This is a genomic window from Actinomycetospora sp. ABD4_176, assembly GCF_056311855.1.
The window spans coordinates 1,065,220-1,088,304 of record NZ_CM149974.1 but is presented as its reverse complement, the minus strand read 5'-3'; the positions used below and the strand labels follow the sequence as shown (position 1 = coordinate 1,088,304).

Here is a 23,085-nt window from a genome sequence, read left to right as displayed (position 1 = left end):
GAGCACTTTCCGCCCCTATAGGGGCGGAAAGTGCTTACATGGGTACGCGGGGGCCATGGCTCAGAACGTTCTCGGCGGCGAGCTCGCCGACTGCGGTCACGACCCGAAGACCGGCTTCTACCGCGACGGCTGCTGCGAGACCGGTCCCGACGACGCGGGCGTGCACACGGTGTGCGCCCGCGTCACCGCGGAGTTCCTGTCGTTCTCCGCGGAGCGGGGCAACGACCTCACGCGACCCGACGCGAACTTCCCCGGCCTGCAGCCCGGCGACCGTTGGTGCCTGTGCGCGACGCGCTGGAAGGAGGCCCTCGACGGCGGCGTCGCCCCGCCCGTCGTCCTCGAGGCCACCCACGCCCGCACGCTCGAGTGGGTCGACCGCGCCGACCTGGAGAAGCACCGGATCGCCGAGTGATCGGGGCGCCGATGCGGTAGGCATCGCCCCGTGCCGTCGGACCCGCCCACCGCGACCCAGGTCCAGGCGCACCGGTTCGCGGTGCGCCGCCTGGAGTCGGCGCTGGTCGGCCGCGACCCCACGCCGCGCCACGACCCGGGCCGGCGGCAGGACCGCGCCCTGCTCGTGGGCGCGGTCCTCGGGGTGCTGGCGCTCGTCGGCTTCGCGGTCGTCGGCCTCGTGCGCGGGGACGAGGGCTGGCGCGACGAGGCCGTGGTGCGCGGGGAGCCCTCGGGCGCGCTCTACGCGGTCGCCCACGGTCCCGACCGCCTGGTCCCCGCCCTCAACCTGACCTCCGCGCGCCTGCTCGCCGCGGCGGCCGGCAACGCCCCGGACGCGGGCGGCCTCGCCGGCCCGCCGGTCCCGGTGCGCGACGACGCGCTGGCCGAGGCCCCCCGCACCGCGCCGGCCGGCATCCCCGGCGCACCCGCGGTGCTGCCCGACCCGGCGGCCGCGGTCGCCGACGCGTGGGCGGTCTGCGACCGCGCGGTCCTCGACCCCTCGGTGCCCGACCCGGCCGCCGACCCCGTCGTCACCACCGTCGCGCTCGGCGGGCTCCCCGCCCCCGGGCGCCCGCTCGGCGCCGAGGAGGCGCTGCTGCTGCGCGGGCCGGAAGGGTTCTGGCTGGTCAGCGAGGGGCGACGCGCGCGGATCTCCCCGGACGCCGGCTCGGTCGTGCGTGGGCTCGAGCTCACCGGCGCCCGCGCCCGCACCGCGAGCCCGGCCTTCCTCGGCACGCTGCCCGAGGCGCCGCCGCTGCGGCCGGTCACGGTGCCCGGCACCGGCACGACGCCCACCGAGCCCCGCACCGCCGCGCTCGGCGTGCCCGTGGGCGCCGTCGTCAGCCCGGACGGCGCGCGCTTCCACCTCGTGGCCGCCGAGGGGGTGCAGGAGGTGCCGGCGGTCGTCGCGCAGCTGGCGAGGTTCGCCAACCCCGACCCGGCCGCCGACCCCGGCATCGCCGCCGTGCCCGCCGGGCGCCTCGCCGACGCCCCGCGGGTCACGGTGGTCGACGTCGCCGCCTACCCCGCGACCTTCCCGCGCCTCGTCACCTACGACACGGCCACCACCGTCTGCGCGCGCCCCGACGCCGCCGACACGACCGCCGCCACCGCCGTCTTCGCCGGGCCCGGGCTGCCCGGCCCGGTGGAACCGACCCCCCTCGTCGGGCCCCCGCTCGACGGCGCCTGGGTCGCGGGCGGCGGCGCGTACGTGGTCCCCGGAGATGCCGTTCCCGGGGATGCCGTCCCGGGGGGTCCGGCAGTCCCGGGCGGGGCCGCCGCGACCGGCGTCCTCGTCGACCCCGGCGGGCGCGTCTTCGCCGTCCCCGACCCGGACGCCGTGGCCGCCCTCGGCCTCGGCGTCCCGCGCCCGGCGCCCCGATCGGTCCTCGATCTCCTGCCGCGCGGGCCGACCCTCGATCCGCTCGCCGCGCAGACGGCCCGCTGAACCCCCCGCCGAGGCCCGGCATCCGGCAGGGTGCGGGGCATGGCGGACGCGGCGGACGTGCGGAGCTCGACGCGGCGCCGCGTGGTCGCCCCGGCGTGGGCGCTGTGGACGGTCGTCTTCGTCGTCGCCTTCGGCACGAACGTCCCGACGCCGCTGCTGCTGGTCTACCGGGACACGCTCGGGCTCGCCCCGACGACGCTCACCGCCGCCTTCGGCGTCTACGCCGCCGGCCTCATCCCCGCGCTCCTGCTCTCCGGCCCGGCGTCGGACCGCCTCGGTCGCCGGCCCGTGGTGGTGCCGTTCGTCGTGCTCGCCGGCCTGGTCTCGGTGCTCTTCCTCGCCGCCGGCTCGTCGGTGCTCGTGCTCTTCCTCGGCCGCTTCCTGCAGGGCGCGGTGTCCGGGGTGGTGTTCAGCGTCGGCACCGCCTGGCTGGGGGAGCTGGTCGGCGAGCCCGGGCGCTCGGCCCGGCTGACGACGATCGCGCTGGCGATGGGCTGGGCCCTCGGCCCGCTGGTCGCGGGGCTGATGGGGCAGTGGGTGGTGCTGCCGACCGTGCTGCCCTACCTCGTGCACGTCGCGCTGATGGTCGGCGCGGTCGCGCTGCTGCCCGGCATCCCGGAGACGCTCGGCCCCGACCGCCGGCGGGCGAGCGGGCCCGTCGTCAACCTCGGCGTCCCGCCGGGGACGCGGTGGGCGTTCGTGCTGGTCGTGGTGCCGATCGCGCTCGGGGTGTTCGCGTTCCCCTCGACGGCGGTCACGGTGCTGCCGCTGCTGCTGACCGCGCAGATGTCCGGCGTCGCGGTGGCCGTCGCGGGGATCGTCGCCGGCGTCACGCTCTCCACCGGCGCGCTGGTGCCCCCGCTGCAGCGCCGGCTCGGTGCCGCCTGGTCGGGGCCGGTGGGCCTCGGGCTCGGCGCGCTGGGGCTCGGGCTCGCCCTGCTCTCGCTGGTGCTGTCGGCCTGGCCGCTGCTGCTGCCCGTCGCCCTGCTGCTCGGCGCGGGCTACGGGCTGTGCCTGGCCTCGGGGCTCGCGATCGTCGCCCGCCTGGCCGTGCCCAGCGAGCGCGGCGCCCTGACCGGCACCTTCTACGCCTGCGCCTACCTCGGCTTCGGGGTGCCCTACCTGCTCTCGGCCCTCGCCGGCCTCACCGCCGGCGGCAGCCTCGCCGGCCCGCTCGCCGGGCTGGGCGTCGCCGCCGCGATCGTCGCCGCCCTCCTGGCCCTGCCCGCCGCCCGGCGCCTCGGCACCCGCTGAGCGCCCGCCCGGGGTGGGGCAGCGGAGCTCACCGCCGCGGCACGAGCACCGCGGCCCCGACGAGCAGCACGCCCGCGAGGCCGAAGGCGGCGACGGGGGAGAGGTGATAGGGGCCGAGGAAGATCGCGGGCGCGGCGGCGGCCCCGAGGAACCGTCCCGCCTGGACCACCGAGACCCCGCCGGCCGTCCCCCCGCGCAGCACGAGGGTGTTGACGCCGACCAGCACGCACTGCGCCGCGACGCCCGCCGCCGCCCACACCGCCCCGATCGCCACCACCGACGGCAGCAGCCCCACCGCGGCCACGAGCAGCGCGCCCCCGACCGCGCCGGCGCGCACGAGCACCCCGGGCCCCAGGCGGTCGACGCCGCCGCCGACCACGCGCGCGGTCAGCAGCCCGGCGATCCCGAAGCCCGTGAGCAGCGCCCCGCGCAGCCCCGCGCCCACGGCGAACGCGTCCTCGACCCGCAGCGCCACGAGGAACGCCAGCCCACCGAGCGCGCCCCACGCGAGCCCCGCGACCAGGCCGAGGCGCAGCACCGACGGGCGCCAGGCGTCGCGCAGCCGCGGGCGCTGCTCGGTGGTGCCCGCGGCGTCGGCGGGCAGCCCGGCCGCCGCGAGCAGGGCCGCGACGACGGCGACACCCACGAACGCGCCCCGCCAGTCGACCTCCGCGGCGAGCCCCCCGACCAGCGGCGCGAACGTCATCCCGGCCGCCTGCAGCGAGCCCATCACCCCGAGCGCGCGCCCGAGCCGTTCCGGCGCGGTCGCCGTCGCGAGCGCCGCGAGCAGCAGCGGGGTGGTGAACGCGTTGGCCGCGCCCTGCAGCGCCCGCGCGCCGAGGAAGAGCCACCCGCTGGCGGCCACCGCCGCGAGCAGCGACACCACCACGTAGGCGACGTAGGCGATCCGCACCGTCCGGGCCGCACCCCAGCGCTGCCCGAGCGTCCCAGAGACGAGCATGAGCAGGGCGAACGGCAGCAGGTACGCCGTCAGCGACGCGGACGCCGCCGCGGGGGAGAGGCCGAGGTCCGCGCCGAGCTCGGGCAGCATCGACGCGGTGATCCCGCCGCCGAACGGGCCGAGGAAGCCCCCGGCGTAGAGGGCCGCGACCCGCAGGCGGTCGAGCGCCGGGCGGGGTGGTGCGGAGGGGGAGGAGCCGCTCACCGCTCCCAGGGGCCCTTGCCGGGACCGGGCGGACCGCCCGCCGTGCCCCCGGGACCACCCTGGCCGCTGCTCCCCGGCCCGCGCCGGCGCAGGTAGCGCTCGAAGTCGGCGGCGATCTCCTCGCCCGAGGCCTCCTCGAGGTCGGTCTCGGCGTCGCCGGCCTCCTCGAGGGCCTTGACGTACTCGCGCACCTCGTCGTCCTCGTCGGCCATCTCGGACACGGTGCGCTCCCACTTCTCGGCCTGCTCGGGCAGCGCGCCCAGCGGCACCTCGACGTCGAGGACCTCCTCGACGCGCTGGAGCAGGGCGATCGTGGCCTTCGGCGCGGGCGGCTGCGAGACGTAGTGCGGCACGGCGGCCCAGAACGAGATGGCGGGGATGCCCGCCTGCACGCAGGCGTCGTTGAGCACGCCGGTGATGCCGGTCGGGCCCTGGTAGCGCGAGCTCGAGAGCCCGTAGCGGGCGGCGGAGGCCTTGTCGAACGACGAGCCGGTCACCGGCACCGGGCGGGTGTGCGGGGTGTCGGCCAGCAGGGCGCCGAGCGTGATGACGGTGGTGACGCCGAGCTCCTCGGCCTTCGCGACGATCTCGGCGACGAACGAGCGCCACCGCATGTTCGGCTCGATGCCGCGCACGAGCACCAGGTCACGCTCGGATCCGGGCGGCCGGCAGAGCGTGAAGCGGGTGGTCGGCCAGTCGATGGCGCGGCTGATGCCGTCGACCAGGCGCACGGTGGGGCGCGAGACCTGGAAGTCGTAGTAGTCCTCGGGGTCGATCGCGCCCAGCTCGGTGGCGTCCCAGTTCAGGGCGAGGTGCTCGACCGCGGTGGAGGCGGCGTCACCCGCGTCGTTCCAGCCCTCGAACGCGCACAGCATGACCGGGTCCGACAGCTCACGAGCAGGGATCCCGGGGTCGTCGGAGACTGACACCGGCCCAGCTTACGTGTCGTGACGAGGCTCGCAGTGCGTCCGGGACCGCTCCTCGATCACGTTACGATCGTTCGATGACTACTTCGAGTGAGTCTGCTTTTCTGTCCGCTCTGCACTCCGGGGTCCTCATCGGCGATGGTGCCATGGGAACCGCGCTGCAGGACCAGGACCTCTCGCTCGACGATTTCCAACAGCTCGAGGGCTGCAACGAGATCCTCAACGTCTCCCGTCCCGACGCCGTGCTCGCGGTCCACCAGGGCCACCTCGACGCCGGCGCGGACGTGATCGAGACGAACACCTTCGGCACGAACTGGCCGAACCTCAACGAGTACGACATCCCCGAGCGCATCCGCGAGCTCGCCCTCGAGGGCACGAAGATCGCCCGCCAGGCCGCCGACGAGTACTCCACCCCCGACCGCCCGCGCTTCGTCTTCGGCTCCAACGGCCCCGGCACCAAGCTGCCCACGCTCGGCCACGCGCCGTTCGCGCAGCTGCGCGACGCCTACGTCGAGTCGGTGCTCGGCCAGCTCGAGGGCGGCGCCGACGCGATCCTCGTCGAGACCTGCCAGGACCTCCTGCAGTCCAAGGCCGCGATCCTCGGCGCGTACCGGGCGATGGACCAGTACGGCAAGCGCGTTCCGGTCATCTGCCACGTCACCGTCGAGCTCACCGGCACGATGCTCGTCGGCTCGGAGATCACCGCCGCGCTGACGGCCCTCGAGCCGCTCGGCATCGACGGCATCGGCCTGAACTGCGCCACCGGCCCGGCCGAGATGAGCGAGCACCTGCGCGCCCTGAGCCGCCAGAGCCGCATCCCGGTTTCGGTCATGCCCAACGCCGGCCTGCCCGAGCTCGGCCCGAACGGCCCCGAGTACCCCCTGCAGCCCGACGAGCTCGCCGACTACTGCGCCTCGTTCATCACCGACTACGGCCTCCAGCTCGTCGGCGGCTGCTGCGGCACCACGAACGACCACGTGCGCGCGCTCGCCGAGAAGTGCCGCGACCTCACGCCCACCGAGCGGAACCCGCAGCCGGAGCCGGGCATCGCGTCGATGTACCACTCGGTGCCGTTCCGGCAGGAGACGGGCCTGCTGATGATCGGCGAGCGCTCCAACGCCAACGGCTCGAAGGCGTTCCGCGAGGCGATGGTCGAGGACGACTACGAGAAGTGCGTCGACATCGCCAAGGCGCAGACCCGCGAGGGCGCGCACTGGATGGACCTCTGCATCGACTACGTCGGGCGCGACGGCGTGGCGGACATGGACCGCCTCGCCCACGACGTCTCGACGGCCTCGACGCTGCCGGTGGTGCTCGACTCCACCGAGCCCGAGGTGCTGCAGGCCGGGCTCGAGCAGCTCGGCGGCCGGTCGGCGATCAACTCGGTGAACTACGAGGACGGCGACGGGCCGGACTCGCGGTTCCAGAAGATCATGCGCCTCGTCCGCGAGCACGGCGCCGCCGTCGTCGGCCTGTGCATCGACGAGGAGGGCCAGGCCCGCACCGCGGAGTGGAAGACCCGCGTGGCCTTCCGCCTCATCGAGGACCTGGTCGAGAACTGGGGCATGCGGGTCGAGGACATCATCATCGACTGCCTGACCTTCCCGATCTCCACCGGTCAGGAGGAGGTCCGCAAGGACGGCATCGAGACGATCAACGCGATCAAGCAGCTCAAGGAGCGCTACCCGCAGGTCCAGACCACGCTCGGCCTGTCGAACATCTCGTTCGGGCTCAACCCGGCCGCGCGCCAGGTGCTCAACTCGGTGTTCCTCAACGAGTGCGTCGACGCCGGTCTCGACACCGCGATCCTGAACGCCAGCAAGATCCTGCCGTTCTCGCAGATCGACTCCGAGCAGCGCGAGGCCGCGCTCGACCTCGTCTACGACCGGCGCGAGAAGCACGACCCGCTGCAGCACTTCATGAACCTCTTCGAGGGCGTGTCGGCGCAGTCGGCGAAGGACGAGCGGGCCGAGAAGCTCGCCGCGATGCCGCTGTTCGAGCGCCTCGCGCAGCGGATCATCGACGGCGACCGCAACGGGCTCGAGGAGGACCTCGACGCCGGGATGCAGGAGAAGAACCCGCTCGAGATCATCAACACCGACCTGCTCGGCGGCATGAAGGTCGTCGGCGACCTGTTCGGCGCGGGCAAGATGCAGCTGCCCTTCGTGCTCGCCTCGGCCGAGGTGATGAAGGCGGCCGTCGCCCACCTCGAGCCCCACATGGAGGCGACCGAGAACTCCGGCAAGGGCAAGATCCTGCTGGCGACGGTCAAGGGCGACGTCCACGACATCGGCAAGAACCTCGTCGACATCATCCTGTCCAACAACGGCTACGACGTCGTGAACATCGGCATCAAGCAGCCGATCAACGCGATCCTCGAGGCCGCGGACGAGAACAAGGTCGACGCGATCGGGATGTCCGGGCTGCTGGTCAAGTCGACCGTGGTCATGAAGGACAACCTGCAGGAGATGAACGACCGCGGGATCGCCGAGAAGTACCCGGTGCTGCTGGGTGGTGCGGCGCTGACCCGCTCCTACGTCGAGAACGACCTCGGCGAGCTCTACCAGGGCGACGTCCGCTACGCGAAGGACGCGTTCGAGGGCCTGCGGCTCATGGACTCGGTGATGACCGGGGAGGGCCCCTCCGAGGAGGAGAAGGCCAAGATGGCCGAGCGCAAGGAGCGCCGCGAGCGCTCCGAGCGCATCAAGGCCAAGCGCGAGGCCGAGGCCGGCGAGGAGAACCCCGCGTTCGACCCCGACGCCGTCTCCGACGTCGCGCGCCGCCTCGAGGTCCCGACGCCGCCGTTCTGGGGCACGCGGGTCGTGCGCGGTCTGCGCCTGGCGGACTTCGCGGCGATGCTCGACGAGCGCGCCACCTTCTTCGGGCAGTGGGGCCTGCGCGGCCAGAAGGGCGACGAGGGCCCGTCGTACGAGGAGCTCGTCGAGACCGAGGGCCGCCCGCGCCTGCGCTACTGGCTCGACCGTCTCCAGTCCGAGGGCATCACGAGCCACGCCGCGCTGGTCACCGGCTACTTCCCGGTGATCTCCGAGGGCCAGGACGTCGTCGTGCTCGACGAGGCCAAGCCCGACGCCGGCGAGCTGCACCGCTTCGCGTTCCCGCGCCAGAAGCGCGACCGGCGCCTGTGCCTCGCCGACTTCTTCCGGACCCGCGACGAGGCCCGCGAGCTCGGCGGCGTCGACGTCATGCCGATGAACCTCGTGACGATGGGTCAGCCGATCGCGGACTTCGCGAACACGCTGTTCGCCGACAACTCCTACCGCGACTACCTCGAGGTGCACGGCCTGGGCGTGCAGCTCACCGAGGCGCTGGCGGAGTTCTGGCACCGTCGCGTGCGCGAGGAGCTGACGTTCGCCGACGGCTCGACGATGGCCGACCAGGACCCGGCCGACGTCAACGAGTACTTCAAGCTCGGCTACCGCGGCGCCCGCTTCTCGCTGGGCTACGGCGCCTGCCCGAACGTCGAGGACCGGGCGAAGATCGTCGACCTCCTCCAGCCGGGGCGGATCGGCGTCGAGCTCTCCGACGAGGACCAGCTGCACCCCGAGCAGTCGACCGACGCGTTCGTGGTGCACCACCCGGAGGCCAAGTACTTCAATGCCTGATCTCCGTGCCTGAGCTGGCGGCCGTCCTGTGGGACATGGACGGCACGCTGGTCGACTCCGAGCGGCTGTGGGACGTGTCCCTGGCCGACCTCGCCGCGTACCTCGGCGGCGAGCTCTCGGCCGCGCTGCGCGAGGACCTCGTCGGGTCGTCGCTGCCGCGCTCGGTCTCGGCCGTGCGCGCCGCCGCGGGCCTCGACCCCGACGACCCGGACGGCGTCGCGACCGACGGGCGGTGGCTGCTCGAGCGCACCAAGCGGCTGTTCGCCGAGGACCTCCCGTGGCGCCCCGGCGCCCGGGAGGCCCTCGGCGAGGTGCGCGCGGCCGGGCTGCCGACCGCGCTCGTCACCAGCACCTACCGCGAGCTGACCGACGTCGCGCTGGACACCATCGGGCGGGGCTTCTTCGACGTCACCGTGTGCGGCGACGAGGTGTCGGCGACCAAGCCGGACCCCGCGCCGTACCTGCGGGCCGCGTCCCTGCTGGGCGTCGCACCCGACGCGTGCGTCGCGGTGGAGGATTCGCCGACCGGCACGCGCTCGGCGGTGGCCGCGGGCGCGACCGTCGTCGTGGTCCCTTCGGAGGTTCCCGTACCCCCGGGCGAGCGCCGGGTGCTGCGGCCGGACCTCGTCGGACTGTCCGTCGACGAGCTGCGCGGGGCCCTGCTGGCGGGGAACGACGACCACCGGTCGCGGGCCGGCGCACGGTGAGCGCACGGTGACCGCTCGGCGCACCCCGGATGGGGCCAGCAGTGTGCGACCGGTTCCGCACCCGTGCGACGATGGCTCGACGTGAAGACGTTCGAGGAGCTCTTCGACGAGCTCGAGGGCAAGGCGCGGGACCGACCGGCGGGATCCGGGACCGTGGCCGCTCTGGATGCCGGGGTGCACGCCCAGGGCAAGAAGGTGCTCGAGGAGGCCGGCGAGGTGTGGATCGCGGCCGAGTACGAGACCGACGAGAAGCTGGCCGAGGAGATCTCCCAGCTGCTCTACCGCGTCCAGGTCATCATGCTCGGCCGCGGGCTCACGCTCGCCGAGGTCTACAAGCACCTGTAGTCGACACCACGGGGGTGTCGGGAGGAGAAGGACCCATGCTCCGCGTCGCCGTTCCCAACAAGGGATCCCTGTCGGAGGAGGCGTCGACGATGCTGCGCGACGCCGGCTACCGGCAACGGACGGACAGCCGCGACCTGAGCCTGCACGACGAGGCCAACGGGGTCACGTTCTTCTACCTGCGGCCGAAGGACATCGCGACCTACGTCTCCGAGGGTCAGCTGCACCTGGGCATCACCGGGCACGACCTGACCGAGGAGTCCAGCGCCTCGGTCAACCAGCTGCTCCGACTCGGGTTCGGGCAGTCGAAGTTCCGCTACGCCGCGCCCGCACGCAACGAGTGGACCATCCAGGACCTCGCCGGCAAGCGGATCGCGACGTCGTACCCGCGGCTCGTCCGGGCCAACCTGGCCCAGCAGCGCATCGCGGCGAAGGACGTCATCCGCCTCGACGGGGCGGTCGAGATCTCGATCGAGCTGCAGGTGGCCGACGCCATCGCCGACGTCGTCAGCTCGGGGCGCACGCTCGCCCAGCACGGCCTGGTCACCATCGGGGACCCGATCACCGAGTCGGAAGCGGTGATCATCGACCGCAACGCCAAGTTCGACCAGGTGCCCGACTCGGCGGAGACCGAGCGGGCGAAGTCGCGGTTCGTCGAGCGCCTGCGCGGCGTCGTCTACGCCCGCCGCTACGTCATGCTCGACTACGACTGCCCGCGCGACCTGCAGGACCGCGCCGTCGAGCTGACGCCGGGCATCGAGTCGCCGACCGTCGCGCCGCTGTCGAACGAGAAGTTCGTCGCGGTCCGCTCCATGGTCGAGCGCAAGCGGGTCAACGACATCATGGACGAGCTCGCCGACCTCGGCGCCACGGGCATCGTCACCTCGTCGCTGCAGTCGTGCCGCGCCATCGGCGCGGGCAACGGCAACCGCTGACCGACGCCCCGACGGTCCGGCCCCTCACCGGGGTCGGACCGTCAGCGCCTGCGCGGCCCGGCCCACCGGGCCGTGCTCGTCGTGCAGCACCGAGAACGCCGTGCCGAGGCCCTCGGGGCCGATGACGCTGTCGGCGTCGAGCCCGATCCACTCGCCCCGCGGGGCGCGGTGGACGTGCAGCGTCAGGTCGGTGTTGACGAACAGCCAGTCGTTGAGGTCGAGGCGCGCGGCGGCGCCGTTCGTGGAGTCGGCGATCGAGGCGAGCCGCTGCCACGGCGTCGGCTCCTCGCCCTCGACGACCGGCACCCGCAGCCGCCCCCACGCCCGCCCCGGCCCGGACTCGCCGAGGTGGCCGGACAGCCAGCGCCAGTCGATGGCGTCGAGGTAGCCGGGCAGCCAGCCCGCCGGGCTCGGTATCGCGCGGCCCTCCCCGGGGCCGGGCATCGACGGGCCGGGTGCGGTGGCGGCCGCCGCGGTGTCGGTGACGCCCAGGCGCCAGCCCGCGGCCCGCGCCACCGTCCGACCGGCGGCGGCGAGCTCGGCGACGACGAGCTCGATGGTGCGCCCGGCCCGCTCGACGCGCGCGGAGACCGTGAGCTCGCCCATCGGCACCCGGCCCAGGACCTCGACGGTCAGGCGCGAGAGCAGCATCTCCTCGCGCGGCGCGCACCGCTCCAGCGCGCGGACCAGCAGCGCGCTCGGCGGGCCCATGTGCTGGCCGTCGGGGAACCAGGGGCCGGCGGTGGAGCCGGTGGCGAGCACCCGCTGCGCGCCCGGCGGGTCGTCCGCGGCGGGCGGCAGGAGGCGGAAGAAGGGCTCGGTCACGAGCGCGGTCACGGGGCGTCTCCCACGGTCGGTCCGGAGGGCTCGGCGGAGCGGGGGCGGGGCACGGGCAGGGGAGCGGGGGCCGTGACCGTCGCGGGCGCGCCCCCGGGCCACCCCGGGTAGGGCGGGGGCGTGCCGCCCTGCGCGGGGCAGCGGTCGCGGAACGGGCACCAGGTGCAGCCGGCGCCGGGGTTCGGACGGAAGTCCCCGGTGGGCGCGGCCCGGGTGATCGCGGCCCAGACCGCGGCGAGCACCCGGGCGAAGCGGTCGAGCTCGCCGGCGGTGGGCCGCAGGGTCAGCGTCGTGGTGTCGGCGAGGTGGAGCAGCCGCAGCGTCGGCACCACGCCGCGCGTCCGCGCGAGCAGCAGCGCGTAGAAGCGCACGCCGAACAGCGTCCGCCCCTCGGCGTGCACCGACGGCGCCGGCCCGGACTTGTAGTCGACGACGGTGAGCCCGCCCGGCCCGGTGTCGAGCCGGTCGAGGTAGCCGCGCAGCGGGACACCGGCTCCGTCTCCGGCGAGCTCCGCCTCGACACGCAGCTCGCGGGCCTCGGAGGTGACGGTGCGCGGGTCCTCGAGGGCGAAGTAGCGCGCGAGCAGCCCCTCGACGCCGGGCTCCGCGCCGAGGAGCGCCCGCTCGGCGGGGTCGAGGGCGTCGAGCACCTCGGCGGCGAGCTCCCGCGCGGCCCCGGGGCGGCGCTCCGCCGGATCGAGGGCGTGGAGGCGCTCGAGCACGGCGTGCACCACGGTGCCCCGCAGCGCGCCGGGCGAGGGCGTCTCGGGCAGCCGGTCGACCGCGCGGAAGCGGTAGAGCAGCGCACAGCGCCGGAAGTCGACGGCCCGGGACGGCGAGAGCGCGGGCGGGCGCGGCGGGGCCTCGGCCTCCACCCCGACCTGCGTCGCCGTCTCCGTGCCCACGGCCGTGAGGCTAGATCACGCCACCGACAGGCCCGGGCGGTTCGGCGAGGTGGGGGCGCGAGGGGCACGCTGCGCATGATCGAGAGGCTCGTCGCCCTGCCGACCGTGCCCCTCGCCGCGACGACCTCTCCGGAACGATCTCCCCGGAGTGCCGCCACGGTCGCCGCGCCGGCGACAGCCACGACACCCTCGCGAGATCGACGGGGAGAGCGCCGACCCACGCCGCCGCCCGCAGGGAGCCGGTGCCTAGGGTGGCTCGCCGTGCAGAGCGAGGAGGCCCGGGCCGACGAGGCGGTCGCCGCCGTCGACGACACGGGCGCGGACGCCGCAGAGGTCCCCACGGACGCCGAGGGACCCGTCGAGGACGAGGAGCGCGACCCCGTGCGCAGCGGCCCGTTCCGGGCCGGCGACCGGGTGCAGCTCACCGACCCGAAGGGCCGGCACTTCAGCCTCGTGCTCGAGCGCGGCCAGAGCTACCACACCCACCGGGGCGCGATCGCCCACGACAAGCTCATCGGGGCCCCCGAGGGCAGCGTCGTGCACTCCGCCGCGAACACGCCCTACCTCGCCCTGCGCCCCCTGCTGCCCGACTACGTGCTCGCCATGCCGCGCGGCGCGCAGGTGATCTACCCGAAGGACGCCGCGCAGATCGTCATGTGGGGCGACGTCTTCCCGGGCGCGCGGGTGCTCGAGGCCGGCGCCGGGTCGGGCGCGCTGACGTGCAGCCTGCTGCGGGCGGTCGGGCCGGCCGGGCACGTGCGCTCCTACGAGGTCCGCGCCGACCACGCCGAGCACGCCGAGCAGAACGTCGAGCGCTTCTTCGGCGAGCACCCGGAGAACTGGGACCTGCGTGTCGCCGACCTCGCCGACCACGACCCCGCCGAGACCGCGGACCGGATCGTGCTCGACATGGTCGCGCCGTGGGAGGTGCTGCCGGTCGTGCGCGACACGCTGGTCCCCGGCGGGGTGCTGGTGGGCTACGTGGCGACGACGACGCAGCTCTCGACGCTGACCGAGGCCCTGCGCGAGCAGGCGTGCTGGACCGAGCCGCAGGCCTGGGAGGCGATGGTGCGCCCGTGGCACAGCGTCGGGCTGGCCGTGCGCCCGGAGCACCGGATGATCGCCCACACGGCCTTCCTGCTGACCGCCCGGCGACTCGCCGACGGCGTCACCCCGCCCCGCGTCCAGCGTCGACCCAGCCGAGGCTGACCCTCCGTGGTCAACAGGCCCCTGAGGTGCAGGAGGAATCACCCTCGGTGACGTGACGCAAGGGGGGTTCGTGAGAACTCCGTCACCGGGACGCTACTCCACGGACACCTCGATTCGCGGGTACGGTTCTAGCCACGGAGTAGCGGAGGAGGGCGCCGTGACGACTGACGACGACCCCAGGGGCCGATCCGACAGGGCAGACACCGGCCGGGACCGCGGACACGACCGTGGCCCGGCGGACATGGCAGCACAGGTGCGCTTCCTCGAGGACGAGGTGGCGCTGTTGCGTCGCAAGCTGACCGAATCCCCGCGGCACGCGCGCATCCTGGAGCAGCGGCTGGGCGAGGCGCAGCAGCGCGTCGCGCAGCTGACGGAGCGGAACGACAAGCTCACGGAGACCCTCAAGGAGGCCCGCGCGCAGCTCGTGGCCCTCCGCGAGGAGGTCGACCGGCTCGCGCAGCCGCCGTCGAGCTACGGCACGTTCCTCGAGGCGCACGACGACTCCACGGTCGACGTGTTCACCTCCGGCCGCCGGATGCGCGTGGCGGTGTCGCCCGCGGTGGAGATCGCCGACCTGACCCGCGGGCAGTCCCTGCGGCTCAACGAGGCGCTCACCGTCGTCGAGGCGGGCTCGTACGAGCGCATCGGCGAGGTGGTCGCGCTGCGCGAGGTCCTCACCGAGGAGGACGGCACGCGCAACCGCGCCCTGATCATCGGGAACGCGGACGAGGAACGGATCGTCCACCTGGCCGACTCGCTGCTCGACGCCGACGCGCCCGAGCTCAAGGCCGGCGACTCGCTCATGGTCGACACCCGCGTCGGCTACGCGTACGAGAAGGTGCCGAAGGCCGAGGTCGAGGAGCTCGTCCTCGAGGAGGTCCCCGACGTCGCCTACACCGACATCGGCGGGCTCTCGCGGCAGATCGACTCCATCCGCGACGCGGTGGAGCTGCCGTTCCTGCACGCGGACCTGTTCCGGACCTACCAGCTGCGCCCGCCCAAGGGCGTGCTGCTCTACGGCCCGCCCGGCTGCGGGAAGACGCTCATCGCGAAGGCGGTGGCGAACTCCCTGGCGAAGAAGGTCGCCGAGACCCGCGGCGAGGACAGCCGCGACGTCAAGGCGCACTTCCTCAACATCAAGGGCCCGGAGCTGCTCAACAAGTTCGTCGGCGAGACCGAGCGGCACATCCGGATGATCTTCCAGCGGGCGCGCGAGAAGGCGTCCGAGGGCACGCCGGTCATCGTGTTCTTCGACGAGATGGACTCGATCTTCCGCACCCGTGGTTCGGGTGTCTCGAGCGACGTCGAGACGACGATCGTCCCGCAGCTGCTCAGCGAGATCGACGGCGTCGAGGGGCTCGAGAACGTCATCGTCATCGGCGCCTCGAACCGCGAGGACATGATCGACCCCGCGATCCTGCGGCCGGGCCGGCTCGACGTGAAGATCAAGATCGAGCGTCCGGACGCCGAGGCGGCGCAGGACATCTTCTCGAAGTACCTGATCGACGGGCTGCCGCTGCACGAGGACGACATCGACGAGTTCGGCGGCAACCGCGCGGCGTGCCTCGAGGGCATGATCGAGCGGGTCGTCGAGCGGATGTACGCCGAGACCGACGACAACCGGTTCCTCGAGGTCACCTACGCCAACGGGGACAAGGAGGTCCTGTACTTCAAGGACTTCAACTCCGGCGCGGTCATCGAGAACATCGTCGGGCGGGCGAAGAAGTCGGCGATCAAGTCGGAGCTGGAGAGCTCGCAGCCCGGCCTGCGCGTGCAGCACCTGCTGGACGCGGTCGTCGACGAGTTCGCCGAGTCCGAGGACCTGCCGAACACCACCAACCCGGACGACTGGGCCCGCATCTCGGGCAAGAAGGGCGAGCGGATCGTCTACATCCGCACGCTGGTCACCGGCAAGGGTGCGACGCAGGGCAAGGAGATCGACACCGCGTCGAACACCGGTCAGTACCTCTGATCGGGCCGGTACCTGTGACAGTGGGTACCGTGCAGTCATGAGCGACGAGTCACCCCGGCCGTCCCGCCCGGACCGCAACGAGGTCCGCGGGGCGGCCGGTGTGGCGTCGGAGGCCGTCGACATCATCTCGCGCCCGGTGCAGGGCACCCACGAGGCGATCTCGGGCACCGTGTTCGGCGTGCTGCGCCGGGTCGGGCTCGGCCCGGCGTCGAGGCCGGTGCAGGTGGTGCACGACGGCATCTCGACCGGCGTCTACGCGGCCGTGCGCGGCATCTCCCACCTCGCGGGGCGGGGGGTCGGCGCCGCGGCCGCCCTGGCCCGCCCCGGCGACTGGCGCCCGGTCACCGGCACGCCCACGGGCGCCGTGCTCACCGGGGCCGTCAACGGGCTGGTCGGCGACCACATGGTCGCCCTCGACAACGACCTCGCCGTGCCGATGACGCTCTACACGGCGACGGTCGCCGACGACGACCCGCACGCCGAGCTGCCCGGTGACCCCGAGGCGCTGCGCGCCGTGGTCGCCGACCACCCCGAGCGCGACCTGCGCCGCCTCGTGCTCTTCGTCCACGGCCTGGGCGAGACCGAACACGCCTGGCGGCTCTACGGCGAGGCCAGCGCGGGGGAGGGCTACGCCGAGCGGGTCGCGTCGGCCACCGGCGCGACGCCGCTGCTGCTGCGCTACAACAGCGGGCTGCCCATCGCCGACAACGGGGCCGCGCTGTCGCTGCTGCTCACCGACCTGTGGCGGCGCTGGCCCGAGGAGGTCGCGCGCCTCGACCTCGTCGGGCACTCCATGGGCGGGCTGGTGCTGCGCCACGCGTGCCACCACGCCGTGCGGACGGGCCAGCCGTGGGTCGCCGCCGTGCGCCGGATGATCTATCTCGGCTCGCCCCACCGCGGGGCGCCGCTGGCCCACCGCGTCGACCAGCTCGCCACGCAACTGTCGCGGTGGTCGCGCTCGCGCGCCTGGGGGGAGTTCCTGGACCGGCGCTCGGCGGGCATCCGCGACCTCGTCGCGGGGGTGTCGGACACCGAGGTGCCGCTGCTCGCCCACGCGTCGCACCACGCCGTGGCCGCCTGCGTCACGAGCTCGGCGCACCACCCGCTCGCCGACGCGCTGGGCGACCTGCTGGTGCCCGTCGACTCCGCCGGCGGCGCCGTCGCCGACGTCGAGCCGCTGACCTCGTCGCACCACTTCCACCTGCTCAACGACCCGGACGTCCACGACCACCTCATGCGGTGGCTGACGGCGGAGGACGAGCCCGCCTCGTGAGCGGGCCCGAACCCGGGCACCGCGCGCGTCTCGTCGTCCTCGGCGCGCTGACCGCCGCGGCGCCGCTGAGCCTCGACACCTACCTGCCCGCGCTGCCGGCGCTGACGGGCGACCTCGCGACGACGCCGTCGGTCGCCCAGCTCTCGCTGACCTCGTGCCTGGTCGGCCTCGCGCTCGGGCAGCTGATCGCGGGCCCGCTGTCCGACGTGCTGGGCCGCCGGCGTCCGATGCTGATCGGGGCGGCGGGGTTCGCGGTCGCGTCGGTGCTGTGCGCGGTGGCGCCGAGCGTGGAGGTGCTCGTCGCGCTGCGGCTCGCGCAGGGGCTGCTCGGCGCCGTGGGGATCGTGGTGGCGCGGGCGGTGGTGCGCGACACCAGCGACGCGACGACGTCGGCGCGCTCCTTCGCGACGTTGATGCTGGTCTCGGGCGTGGCGCCGATCGTGGCACCGGTGCTCGGCGGGCAGCTGCTGCGGGTGACGAGCTGGCGCGGGGTGTTCGTGGTCCTCGCGGTCTACGGCGTGCTGACCGGGGTGGCGGTGCTCGCGCTCGTGCGGGAGTCGCTGCCGGCGTCGCGGCGCCGGGCGGGCAGCGCGGCCGCCACGATCGCCTCGTTCCGCGTGCTCCTGGGCGACCGCCGGGTGGTGGCGTGCGTGCTGGCCGCGGGGCTGACGTTCTCGGCGATGTTCGCCTACATCTCGGGCTCGACCTTCGTGCTGCAGGATCTCTACGGGCTCTCGCCGCAGGGGTTCTCCGGGGTGTTCGCGGCCAACTCGGTGGCGATCGTGACGTCGGTGCAGGTCGCGGGACGGCTCGTGGGAGCGGGGAAGGTGCGCCCGCAGCGCCTGCTCGTCGTCGGGCTCGGTGTCGCCGTGGTGGGGACGGGGGTGCTCCTGGGGTCGGCGCTGGCCGGGGCCGGGCTCGCCGGGATCCTCACGGGGCTCGTCGTCACCGTCGTCGGGGTCGGGCTCGTCCTGCCCAGCGCCACGACCCTGACCCTCGCCGACCACCCCGAGCACGCCGGCAGCGCCTCGGCCCTGCTCGGGACCGCGCAGTTCCTCGTCGGTGCCGGGACGGCGCCGCTGGTGGGCCTCGCGGGCGGGCGCACCGCGGTGCCGATGGCGGCGACGATGGCGGGCGCGGTGGTGCTCGCGGCCGTGGTCTTCGGCATCCTGTGGCGGGGCGCCCGCCCGGAACGGGCCGCGGACGCCGAGCACGCATAAGGTCGGGGGCATGACGGCGCGGCGCATCATGGGCACCGAGATCGAGTACGGCATCTCCGTGCCCGGCGACCCGGCGGCGAACCCGGTGATCACCTCCACGCAGATCGTCCTGGCCTACGCGGCGGCCGCCGACGTCCCGCGCGCCCGCCGCGCCCGCTGGGACTACGAGGTCGAGTCGCCGCTGCGCGACGCCCGGGGCTTCGACCTGGGCCCGAGCGCCGGCCCGCCGCCCGACGCCGGCGACCTCGACGACCTGGGCGCCGCCAACGTCATCCTCACCAACGGCGCGCGGCTCTACGTCGACCACGCGCACCCGGAGTTCTCCGCACCCGAGGTCACCACCCCGCGCGACGCCGTGATCTGGGACAAGGCGGGGGAGCGGGTGATGGAGGACGCCGCCGAGCGCGCCGCCACCGTGCCCGGCACGCCGCGCATCCAGCTCTACAAGAACAACATCGACAACAAGGGCGCGAGCTACGGCTCCCACGAGAACTACCTCTGCGCCCGCCAGACGCCGTTCCCGACCATCATCACGGGCCTGACGCCGTTCTTCGCGTCGCGCCAGGTCGTGGTCGGTGCGGGTCGCGTCGGGCTCGGACCGTCGGGCGACGAGCCGGGCTTCCAGCTCTCGCAGCGCGCCGACTACATCGAGGTCGAGGTCGGGCTGGAGACCACGCTCAAGCGCGGCATCATCAACACGCGCGACGAGCCGCACGCCGACGCCGACAAGTACCGGCGCCTGCACGTCATCATCGGCGACGCGACGCTCGCGGAGTACTCGACGTTCCTCAAGGTCGGCACCACCGCGCTGGTGCTCTCGATGATCGAGGCCGGCGTCCGGTTCGACGACCTGCGCCTGCTCGAGCCCGTGCGCTCGGTGCACCGCATCAGCCACGACCCGACGCTGAAGACGCTGGTCGACCTCTCCGACGGCCGGAAGATGACCGCGCTCGACATCCAGCGCGCCTACCTCGAGCGCGCCTGGAAGCACGAGGAGACCACGGGCGACGGGGAGATCGACCCGATGACCCGCGAGGTGCTCGACACCTGGCAGGAGGTCCTCGACGACCTCGACACCGACCCGCTGCGCTGCGCCGACCGCCTCGACTGGGTCGCCAAGCTGAACCTGCTGCAGAGCTACCAGCAGCGCGACAACCTGCCCTGGGACTCGCCGAAGCTGCACCTCATCGACCTGCAGTACGCCGACGTGCGGCAGGCCAAGGGCCTCTACAACCGGCTGGTGACCCGCGGGTCGATCAAGCGCCTGGTCACCGAGGACGAGGTCCGCGCGGCGGTGACGAAGCCGCCGGAGGACACCCGCGCCTACTTCCGGGGCCGGTGCCTCGAGCGCTACCCGGCCGAGGTGGCCGCGGCGTCCTGGGACTCGGTGATCTTCGACCTGGGTCGCGAGTCGCTCGTTCGCATCCCCACCCTCGAGCCCCTGCGCGGCACCCGCGGGCACGTCGGGGAGCTCATCGACAACTCCGCCGACGCCACCGCGCTGGTGGAGGCCCTCACACGGGGATAGCGCGCGGACGGCCGCGCGACACGGGCGCACCGCCCGGACGATCGGTAGTGTTCACGGCGCAGTACCGAGACCCGGGAGGCAGCCATGGCGCAGGAACAGACCCAGCGGCAGGGCGGGGGCGACGACGGCGAGGGCGGCGAGGACACCACCGCCGCCGGCCAGGAGCGCCGCGAGAAGCTCGGTGAGGACGTCGACACGATCCTCGACGAGATCGACGACGTGCTCGAGGAGAACGCGGAGGACTTCGTCCGCGCGTACGTCCAGAAGGGCGGCCAGTAACCTCCCGGCCGGAGGCGCGCCTCCGTTCGGCCCCACAGACACCCCGCCGCCCCCGCGGCCCGGTCCGCCGGGCCCGGGGGCGGCGTTCCATCACCCACCCGGACGCCCGTCCCGCACTCCCTCCACCCCCGACCCGACTGCTCAGGAGCGCCCCACCGATGGAGCCCTCGTCGGCCCTGCCCCCGGCCTACTTCCACGCGGGGACGGCCTCGTTCGTCGACTTCCTGCGCGAGGTCCGGCCCGACCTGCTGCCCGGGGCGAGCGCCCGGCCGGTGACGGCCGAGCAGGCCGCTCCGTCCGGGACCGGCACCGCCGCGCACGGCACGACGATCGTGGCCGCGACGTTCTCCGGCGGCGTCGCCATCGCCGGTGACCGGCGAGCGACGATGGGCAACCTCATCTCCTCGCGCGACATGCAGAAGGTGTTCATCACCGACGACTGGTCGGCGGCGGGCATCGCGGGCACCGCGGGGATGGCCGTCGAGGCCGTGCGCCTGTTCACCGTCGAGCTGCAGCACTACGAGAAGCTCGAGGGCGTCCCGCTGACCTTCGACGGCAAGGCGAACAAGCTCGCCGGCATGGTGCGGGGCAACCTCGGCGCCGCGATGCAGGGCCTGTCGTTCGTCCCGCTGTTCGTCGGGTTCGACGTCGACGCCGCCGACCCGGCCCGCGCCGGACGGATCATCTCCTACGACGTCGTCGGCACCCGCAGCGAGGAGACCCACTACGCCGGGGTCGGCTCCGGGTCGCTGTTCGCCAAGTCGGCGCTGAAGAAGCGCCACGACCCGCAGGGATCGCGCGACGACGTCGTGCGCACCCTCGTCGAGGCGCTCTACGACGCCGCCGACGACGACTCCGCCACCGGCGGGCCCGACACCATCCGCGGCATCAACCCGGTGGTCGTGACGATCGACGCCGAGGGCGCGACGATGCTCTCCGACGACGAGGTCGGCACGGTCGCCGACGCCGTCGTCGCCGGGCGCCGCGAGCGTCCCGGCGGCTGACCCGGCCGTCACCCACCTCACTCGAGTCCCACCCGAGACCCAGACCCAGGAGCGCTCCCCGCCATGACGATGCCGTTCTACGCGTCGGTCGACCAGCTGATGCGCGACCGCTCGGACCTCGCGCGCAAGGGCATCGCGCGGGGCCGCAGCGTCGTCGTCCTGACCTTCGCCGGCGGCGTGCTGTTCGTGGCGGAGAACCGGTCGAACTCGCTGCGCAAGGTCTCCGAGATCTACGACGCGATCGGGTTCGCCGCCGTCGGCCGGTACAACGAGTTCGAGAACCTGCGCACCGCCGGCATTCGCTTCGCCGACGTCCGCGGCTACTCCTACGACCGGCGCGACGTCTCCGGGCGCTCGCTGGCCAACGCCTACGCCCAGATCCTCGGCGCGAGCTTCATCGAGCAGCAGAAGCCGTTCGAGGTCGAGCTCTGCGTCGCCGAGGTCGGCGAGAACCCCGAGCGCGACAAGCTCTTCCGCATCACCTACGACGGGTCGATCTCCGACGAGCCCCGCTTCGTGGTCATGGGCGGCACCACCGAGCCGATCAGCGCCGCGCTGCGGAGCTCCTACGAGGCCGACCTCGAGATGCGCGACGCCCTGCGCATCGCGCTCGAGGCGCTCCAGTCGGCGAACGGGTCCTCGTCGGGCTCCTCGTCGTCGTCCGGCTCCTCCTCGTCGTCCTCGTCCTCGTCCTCGTCCTCCGCCGAGGCCCTCGGCGTCGACGCCCTCGAGGTCGCCGTGCTCGACCGGGCCCGCCGCCCCCGCCGCGCGTTCCGCCGCGTCACCGGGGCGGCCCTCGCCGAGCTGCTGCCCGGCAGCGGGACGGCGGAGTCGTCGGAGTCGTCGGAGTCGTCGGACCCGGCGGCGGACGCCGCCGGGAGCACCGACACCGGCGCCGGCGACGAGGTCTCGGGCGCGGGCGGGGCCGACCCGCAGGCCTGACGGCGAGGGTCGGGGCGGCCGCCGCGGTATCGATGCCGCGGATGGCCTTCCACGGCACGCGCCCCGGACACCACGCTGGGGCGGGTGCGGACACCGTCGTCGTCACACCTGGCGAACCTCGACCTCAACCTGCTGGTGTCGCTGCGCGAGCTCCTGCGCGAGCGGAACGTGACGCGGGCGGCCGCGCGGGTCGGGGTGACGCAGCCGGCGGCGAGCGCCGCGCTCTCCCGGCTGCGCCGCCACTTCGACGACGAGCTGCTCACCCGGCACCACGGGAGCTACGTGCTCACCCCGCTGGCCGCGCAGCTCGCCGAGCAGGTCGAGGGCGTGTGCGCGGCCGCGGAACGGCTCTTCGGCACCGGGCGGCAGTTCGACCCCGCCACGACCCGCCGCGGCTTCACGCTCCTGCTCGCCGACTACACGATCGCGGTGCTCGGGACCGCGCTCTCCTCGGCGCTCGCGGCCCGCGCGCCCGGGGTGGAGCTGCGGCTGCGGCTGGTGCGGGAGGCCTTCACCGCCGACATCGCCGAGACGAGCCGGCTGATCGACGGGGTGGTGGCGCCGCCGTCGCCGCGCTTCGACCGCCCTGACCTGCGCTCGGTCGAGCTGTTCCGCGACCGCTGGGTGCTCCTGCTCGACGCCGGGCACCCCGCCGCCGGCGACGAGCTCACGCCGGCCGTGCTGGCCGCGCTGCCCTGGGTGGTGCCGTTCGCGCCCGACCGCGGGTTCTCGACGGCGGTGCCGATGACCCGCGAGCTCGCCCGCCTCGGGATCGAGCCCGAGACCCGGGTGCGCGTGGAGAGCTACCTCGCGGTGCCCCACCTCGTGGCCGGCACCGACCGGGTGGCGCTGGTGCAGGAGCGGCTCGCTCGGGAGGTCGCGCCACGGCTCGGGCTCGTGGTGCGCGAGGCCCCGGCCTCGGAGCGCGCCCCGGCCGCGGCGGAGATCCGGGAACGGTTCTGGTGGCACGCCGACCTCGACGGCGACCCCGCCCACCGGTGGCTGCGCGAGCTCCTCGTCGAGCTGGGCGCCGGCGTCTGACCCGTCGCCCGCCACCACCTCAC

The 23,085-nt window shown here is 74.2% G+C and carries 20 protein-coding genes; 16 read left to right on the top strand and 4 right to left on the bottom strand.

Annotation, left to right across the window (positions count from 1 at the left end; translation table 11 throughout):
- Window positions 1-55 precede the first annotated feature (55 nt).
- From ACYX4T_RS05320 to ACYX4T_RS05310, 3 genes are read left to right on the top strand one after another with little or no spacing between them, the layout of a single operon-like run.
- On the top strand, window positions 56-412 hold the full coding sequence (locus ACYX4T_RS05320; protein ID WP_476013529.1) for a DUF2237 family protein: 357 nt from the start codon (window positions 56-58) through the stop codon (window positions 410-412).
- A 30-nt stretch (window positions 413-442) separates the two neighbouring features.
- Window positions 443-1,900 (top strand): type VII secretion protein EccB, encoded by a 1,458-nt coding sequence (gene eccB, locus ACYX4T_RS05315; RefSeq protein ID WP_476013528.1) that lies wholly within the window; start codon window positions 443-445, stop codon window positions 1,898-1,900.
- A 39-nt stretch (window positions 1,901-1,939) separates the two neighbouring features.
- Window positions 1,940-3,154: an MFS transporter gene (locus ACYX4T_RS05310; RefSeq protein WP_476013527.1), complete on the top strand. Its 1,215-nt coding sequence runs from the start codon at window positions 1,940-1,942 to the stop codon at window positions 3,152-3,154.
- A gap of 28 nt (window positions 3,155-3,182) precedes the next feature.
- Here the strand turns inward: ACYX4T_RS05310 and ACYX4T_RS05305 are convergent, their stop codons facing one another.
- Together ACYX4T_RS05305 and ACYX4T_RS05300 are read right to left on the bottom strand one after the other, a co-directional pair.
- Window positions 3,183-4,319, bottom strand: a complete 1,137-nt coding sequence (locus tag ACYX4T_RS05305) for an MFS transporter (protein ID WP_476013526.1) — start codon at window positions 4,317-4,319, stop codon at window positions 3,183-3,185.
- Complete coding sequence (locus ACYX4T_RS05300) at window positions 4,316-5,194, bottom strand: PAC2 family protein (protein ID WP_274234446.1); 879 nt, start codon at window positions 5,192-5,194, stop codon at window positions 4,316-4,318. Before ACYX4T_RS05300 ends, ACYX4T_RS05305 begins: the two co-directional genes overlap by 4 nt.
- 128 nt (window positions 5,195-5,322) lie before the next feature.
- Here ACYX4T_RS05300 and metH point away from each other — a divergent pair, with 128 nt between their 5' ends.
- From metH to hisG, 4 genes are all read left to right on the top strand, one after another.
- Window positions 5,323-8,868 (top strand): methionine synthase, encoded by a 3,546-nt coding sequence (gene metH / locus ACYX4T_RS05295; RefSeq protein ID WP_476013525.1) that lies wholly within the window; start codon window positions 5,323-5,325, stop codon window positions 8,866-8,868.
- Window positions 8,865-9,575 carry an HAD family hydrolase gene (locus ACYX4T_RS05290; RefSeq protein WP_476015187.1) on the top strand — a complete coding sequence of 237 codons (711 nt, stop codon included), beginning with the start codon at window positions 8,865-8,867 and terminating at the stop codon, window positions 9,573-9,575. Before metH ends, ACYX4T_RS05290 begins: the two co-directional genes overlap by 4 nt.
- Before the next feature lie 81 nt (window positions 9,576-9,656).
- Window positions 9,657-9,920, top strand: a complete 264-nt coding sequence (locus ACYX4T_RS05285; protein WP_476013524.1) for a phosphoribosyl-ATP diphosphatase — start codon at window positions 9,657-9,659, stop codon at window positions 9,918-9,920.
- Window positions 9,921-9,955: 35 nt separating this feature from the next.
- On the top strand, window positions 9,956-10,852 hold the full coding sequence (gene hisG / locus ACYX4T_RS05280; protein ID WP_476013523.1) for an ATP phosphoribosyltransferase: 897 nt from the start codon (window positions 9,956-9,958) through the stop codon (window positions 10,850-10,852).
- 24 nt (window positions 10,853-10,876) lie between these two features.
- Here hisG and ACYX4T_RS05275 read toward each other — a convergent pair whose 3' ends face one another.
- Together ACYX4T_RS05275 and ACYX4T_RS05270 are read right to left on the bottom strand one after the other, a co-directional pair.
- Window positions 10,877-11,689 (bottom strand): thioesterase family protein, encoded by an 813-nt coding sequence (locus tag ACYX4T_RS05275; protein ID WP_476013522.1) that lies wholly within the window; start codon window positions 11,687-11,689, stop codon window positions 10,877-10,879.
- The gene (locus tag ACYX4T_RS05270) at window positions 11,686-12,594 is read right to left on the bottom strand and encodes a RecB family exonuclease (RefSeq protein WP_476013521.1); all 909 of its coding nucleotides are present in this window, start codon (window positions 12,592-12,594) and stop codon (window positions 11,686-11,688) included. The genes ACYX4T_RS05275 and ACYX4T_RS05270 overlap by 4 nt, the downstream gene beginning before the upstream one ends.
- A 381-nt stretch (window positions 12,595-12,975) precedes the next feature.
- On the opposite strand from ACYX4T_RS05270, the gene ACYX4T_RS05265 reads away from it, so the two are divergent.
- The 9 genes from ACYX4T_RS05265 (at window position 12,976) to ACYX4T_RS05225 (ending at window position 23,062) form a co-directional block, all read left to right on the top strand.
- Window positions 12,976-13,803, top strand: a complete 828-nt coding sequence (locus ACYX4T_RS05265; RefSeq protein ID WP_476015186.1) for a tRNA (adenine-N1)-methyltransferase — start codon at window positions 12,976-12,978, stop codon at window positions 13,801-13,803.
- 157 nt (window positions 13,804-13,960) lie between these two features.
- Window positions 13,961-15,775, top strand: coding sequence for a proteasome ATPase (gene arc / locus ACYX4T_RS05260; RefSeq protein WP_476013520.1), 1,815 nt, complete (start codon window positions 13,961-13,963; stop codon window positions 15,773-15,775).
- A gap of 37 nt (window positions 15,776-15,812) precedes the next feature.
- Window positions 15,813-17,048: an esterase/lipase family protein gene (locus ACYX4T_RS05255; protein WP_476013519.1), complete on the top strand. Its 1,236-nt coding sequence runs from the start codon at window positions 15,813-15,815 to the stop codon at window positions 17,046-17,048.
- Complete coding sequence (locus ACYX4T_RS05250; protein WP_476013518.1) at window positions 17,045-18,268, top strand: multidrug effflux MFS transporter; 1,224 nt, start codon at window positions 17,045-17,047, stop codon at window positions 18,266-18,268. Before ACYX4T_RS05255 ends, ACYX4T_RS05250 begins: the two co-directional genes overlap by 4 nt.
- A gap of 10 nt (window positions 18,269-18,278) precedes the next feature.
- Window positions 18,279-19,796, top strand: a complete 1,518-nt coding sequence (gene dop / locus ACYX4T_RS05245) for a depupylase/deamidase Dop (protein ID WP_476013517.1) — start codon at window positions 18,279-18,281, stop codon at window positions 19,794-19,796.
- A gap of 84 nt (window positions 19,797-19,880) precedes the next feature.
- On the top strand, window positions 19,881-20,075 hold the full coding sequence (locus tag ACYX4T_RS05240; protein WP_116710823.1) for a ubiquitin-like protein Pup: 195 nt from the start codon (window positions 19,881-19,883) through the stop codon (window positions 20,073-20,075).
- A 158-nt stretch (window positions 20,076-20,233) separates the two neighbouring features.
- On the top strand, window positions 20,234-21,079 hold the full coding sequence (gene prcB, locus ACYX4T_RS05235) for a proteasome subunit beta (protein ID WP_476013516.1): 846 nt from the start codon (window positions 20,234-20,236) through the stop codon (window positions 21,077-21,079).
- A gap of 63 nt (window positions 21,080-21,142) precedes the next feature.
- On the top strand, window positions 21,143-22,021 hold the full coding sequence (gene prcA, locus ACYX4T_RS05230) for a proteasome subunit alpha (RefSeq protein WP_476013515.1): 879 nt from the start codon (window positions 21,143-21,145) through the stop codon (window positions 22,019-22,021).
- Window positions 22,022-22,105: 84 nt separating this feature from the next.
- On the top strand, window positions 22,106-23,062 hold the full coding sequence (locus ACYX4T_RS05225) for a LysR family transcriptional regulator (protein ID WP_476013514.1): 957 nt from the start codon (window positions 22,106-22,108) through the stop codon (window positions 23,060-23,062).
- The last annotated feature ends 23 nt before the right edge of the window (window positions 23,063-23,085 follow it).

Coding starts and splice junctions, on each gene's coding strand:
- ACYX4T_RS05320 (WP_476013529.1), top strand. CDS start 56: ATGGCTCAGAACGTTCTCGGCGGCGAGCTCGCCGACTGCGGTCACGAC.
- metH (WP_476013525.1), top strand. CDS start 5,323: ATGACTACTTCGAGTGAGTCTGCTTTTCTGTCCGCTCTGCACTCCGGG.
- prcA (WP_476013515.1), top strand. CDS start 21,143: ATGACGATGCCGTTCTACGCGTCGGTCGACCAGCTGATGCGCGACCGC.
- ACYX4T_RS05255 (WP_476013519.1), top strand. CDS start 15,813: ATGAGCGACGAGTCACCCCGGCCGTCCCGCCCGGACCGCAACGAGGTC.
- ACYX4T_RS05310 (WP_476013527.1), top strand. CDS start 1,940: ATGGCGGACGCGGCGGACGTGCGGAGCTCGACGCGGCGCCGCGTGGTC.
- prcB (WP_476013516.1), top strand. CDS start 20,234: ATGGAGCCCTCGTCGGCCCTGCCCCCGGCCTACTTCCACGCGGGGACG.
- ACYX4T_RS05300 (WP_274234446.1), bottom strand. CDS start 5,194: ATGCTGTGCGCGTTCGAGGGCTGGAACGACGCGGGTGACGCCGCCTCC.
- hisG (WP_476013523.1), top strand. CDS start 9,956: ATGCTCCGCGTCGCCGTTCCCAACAAGGGATCCCTGTCGGAGGAGGCG.
- dop (WP_476013517.1), top strand. CDS start 18,279: ATGACGGCGCGGCGCATCATGGGCACCGAGATCGAGTACGGCATCTCC.
- ACYX4T_RS05240 (WP_116710823.1), top strand. CDS start 19,881: ATGGCGCAGGAACAGACCCAGCGGCAGGGCGGGGGCGACGACGGCGAG.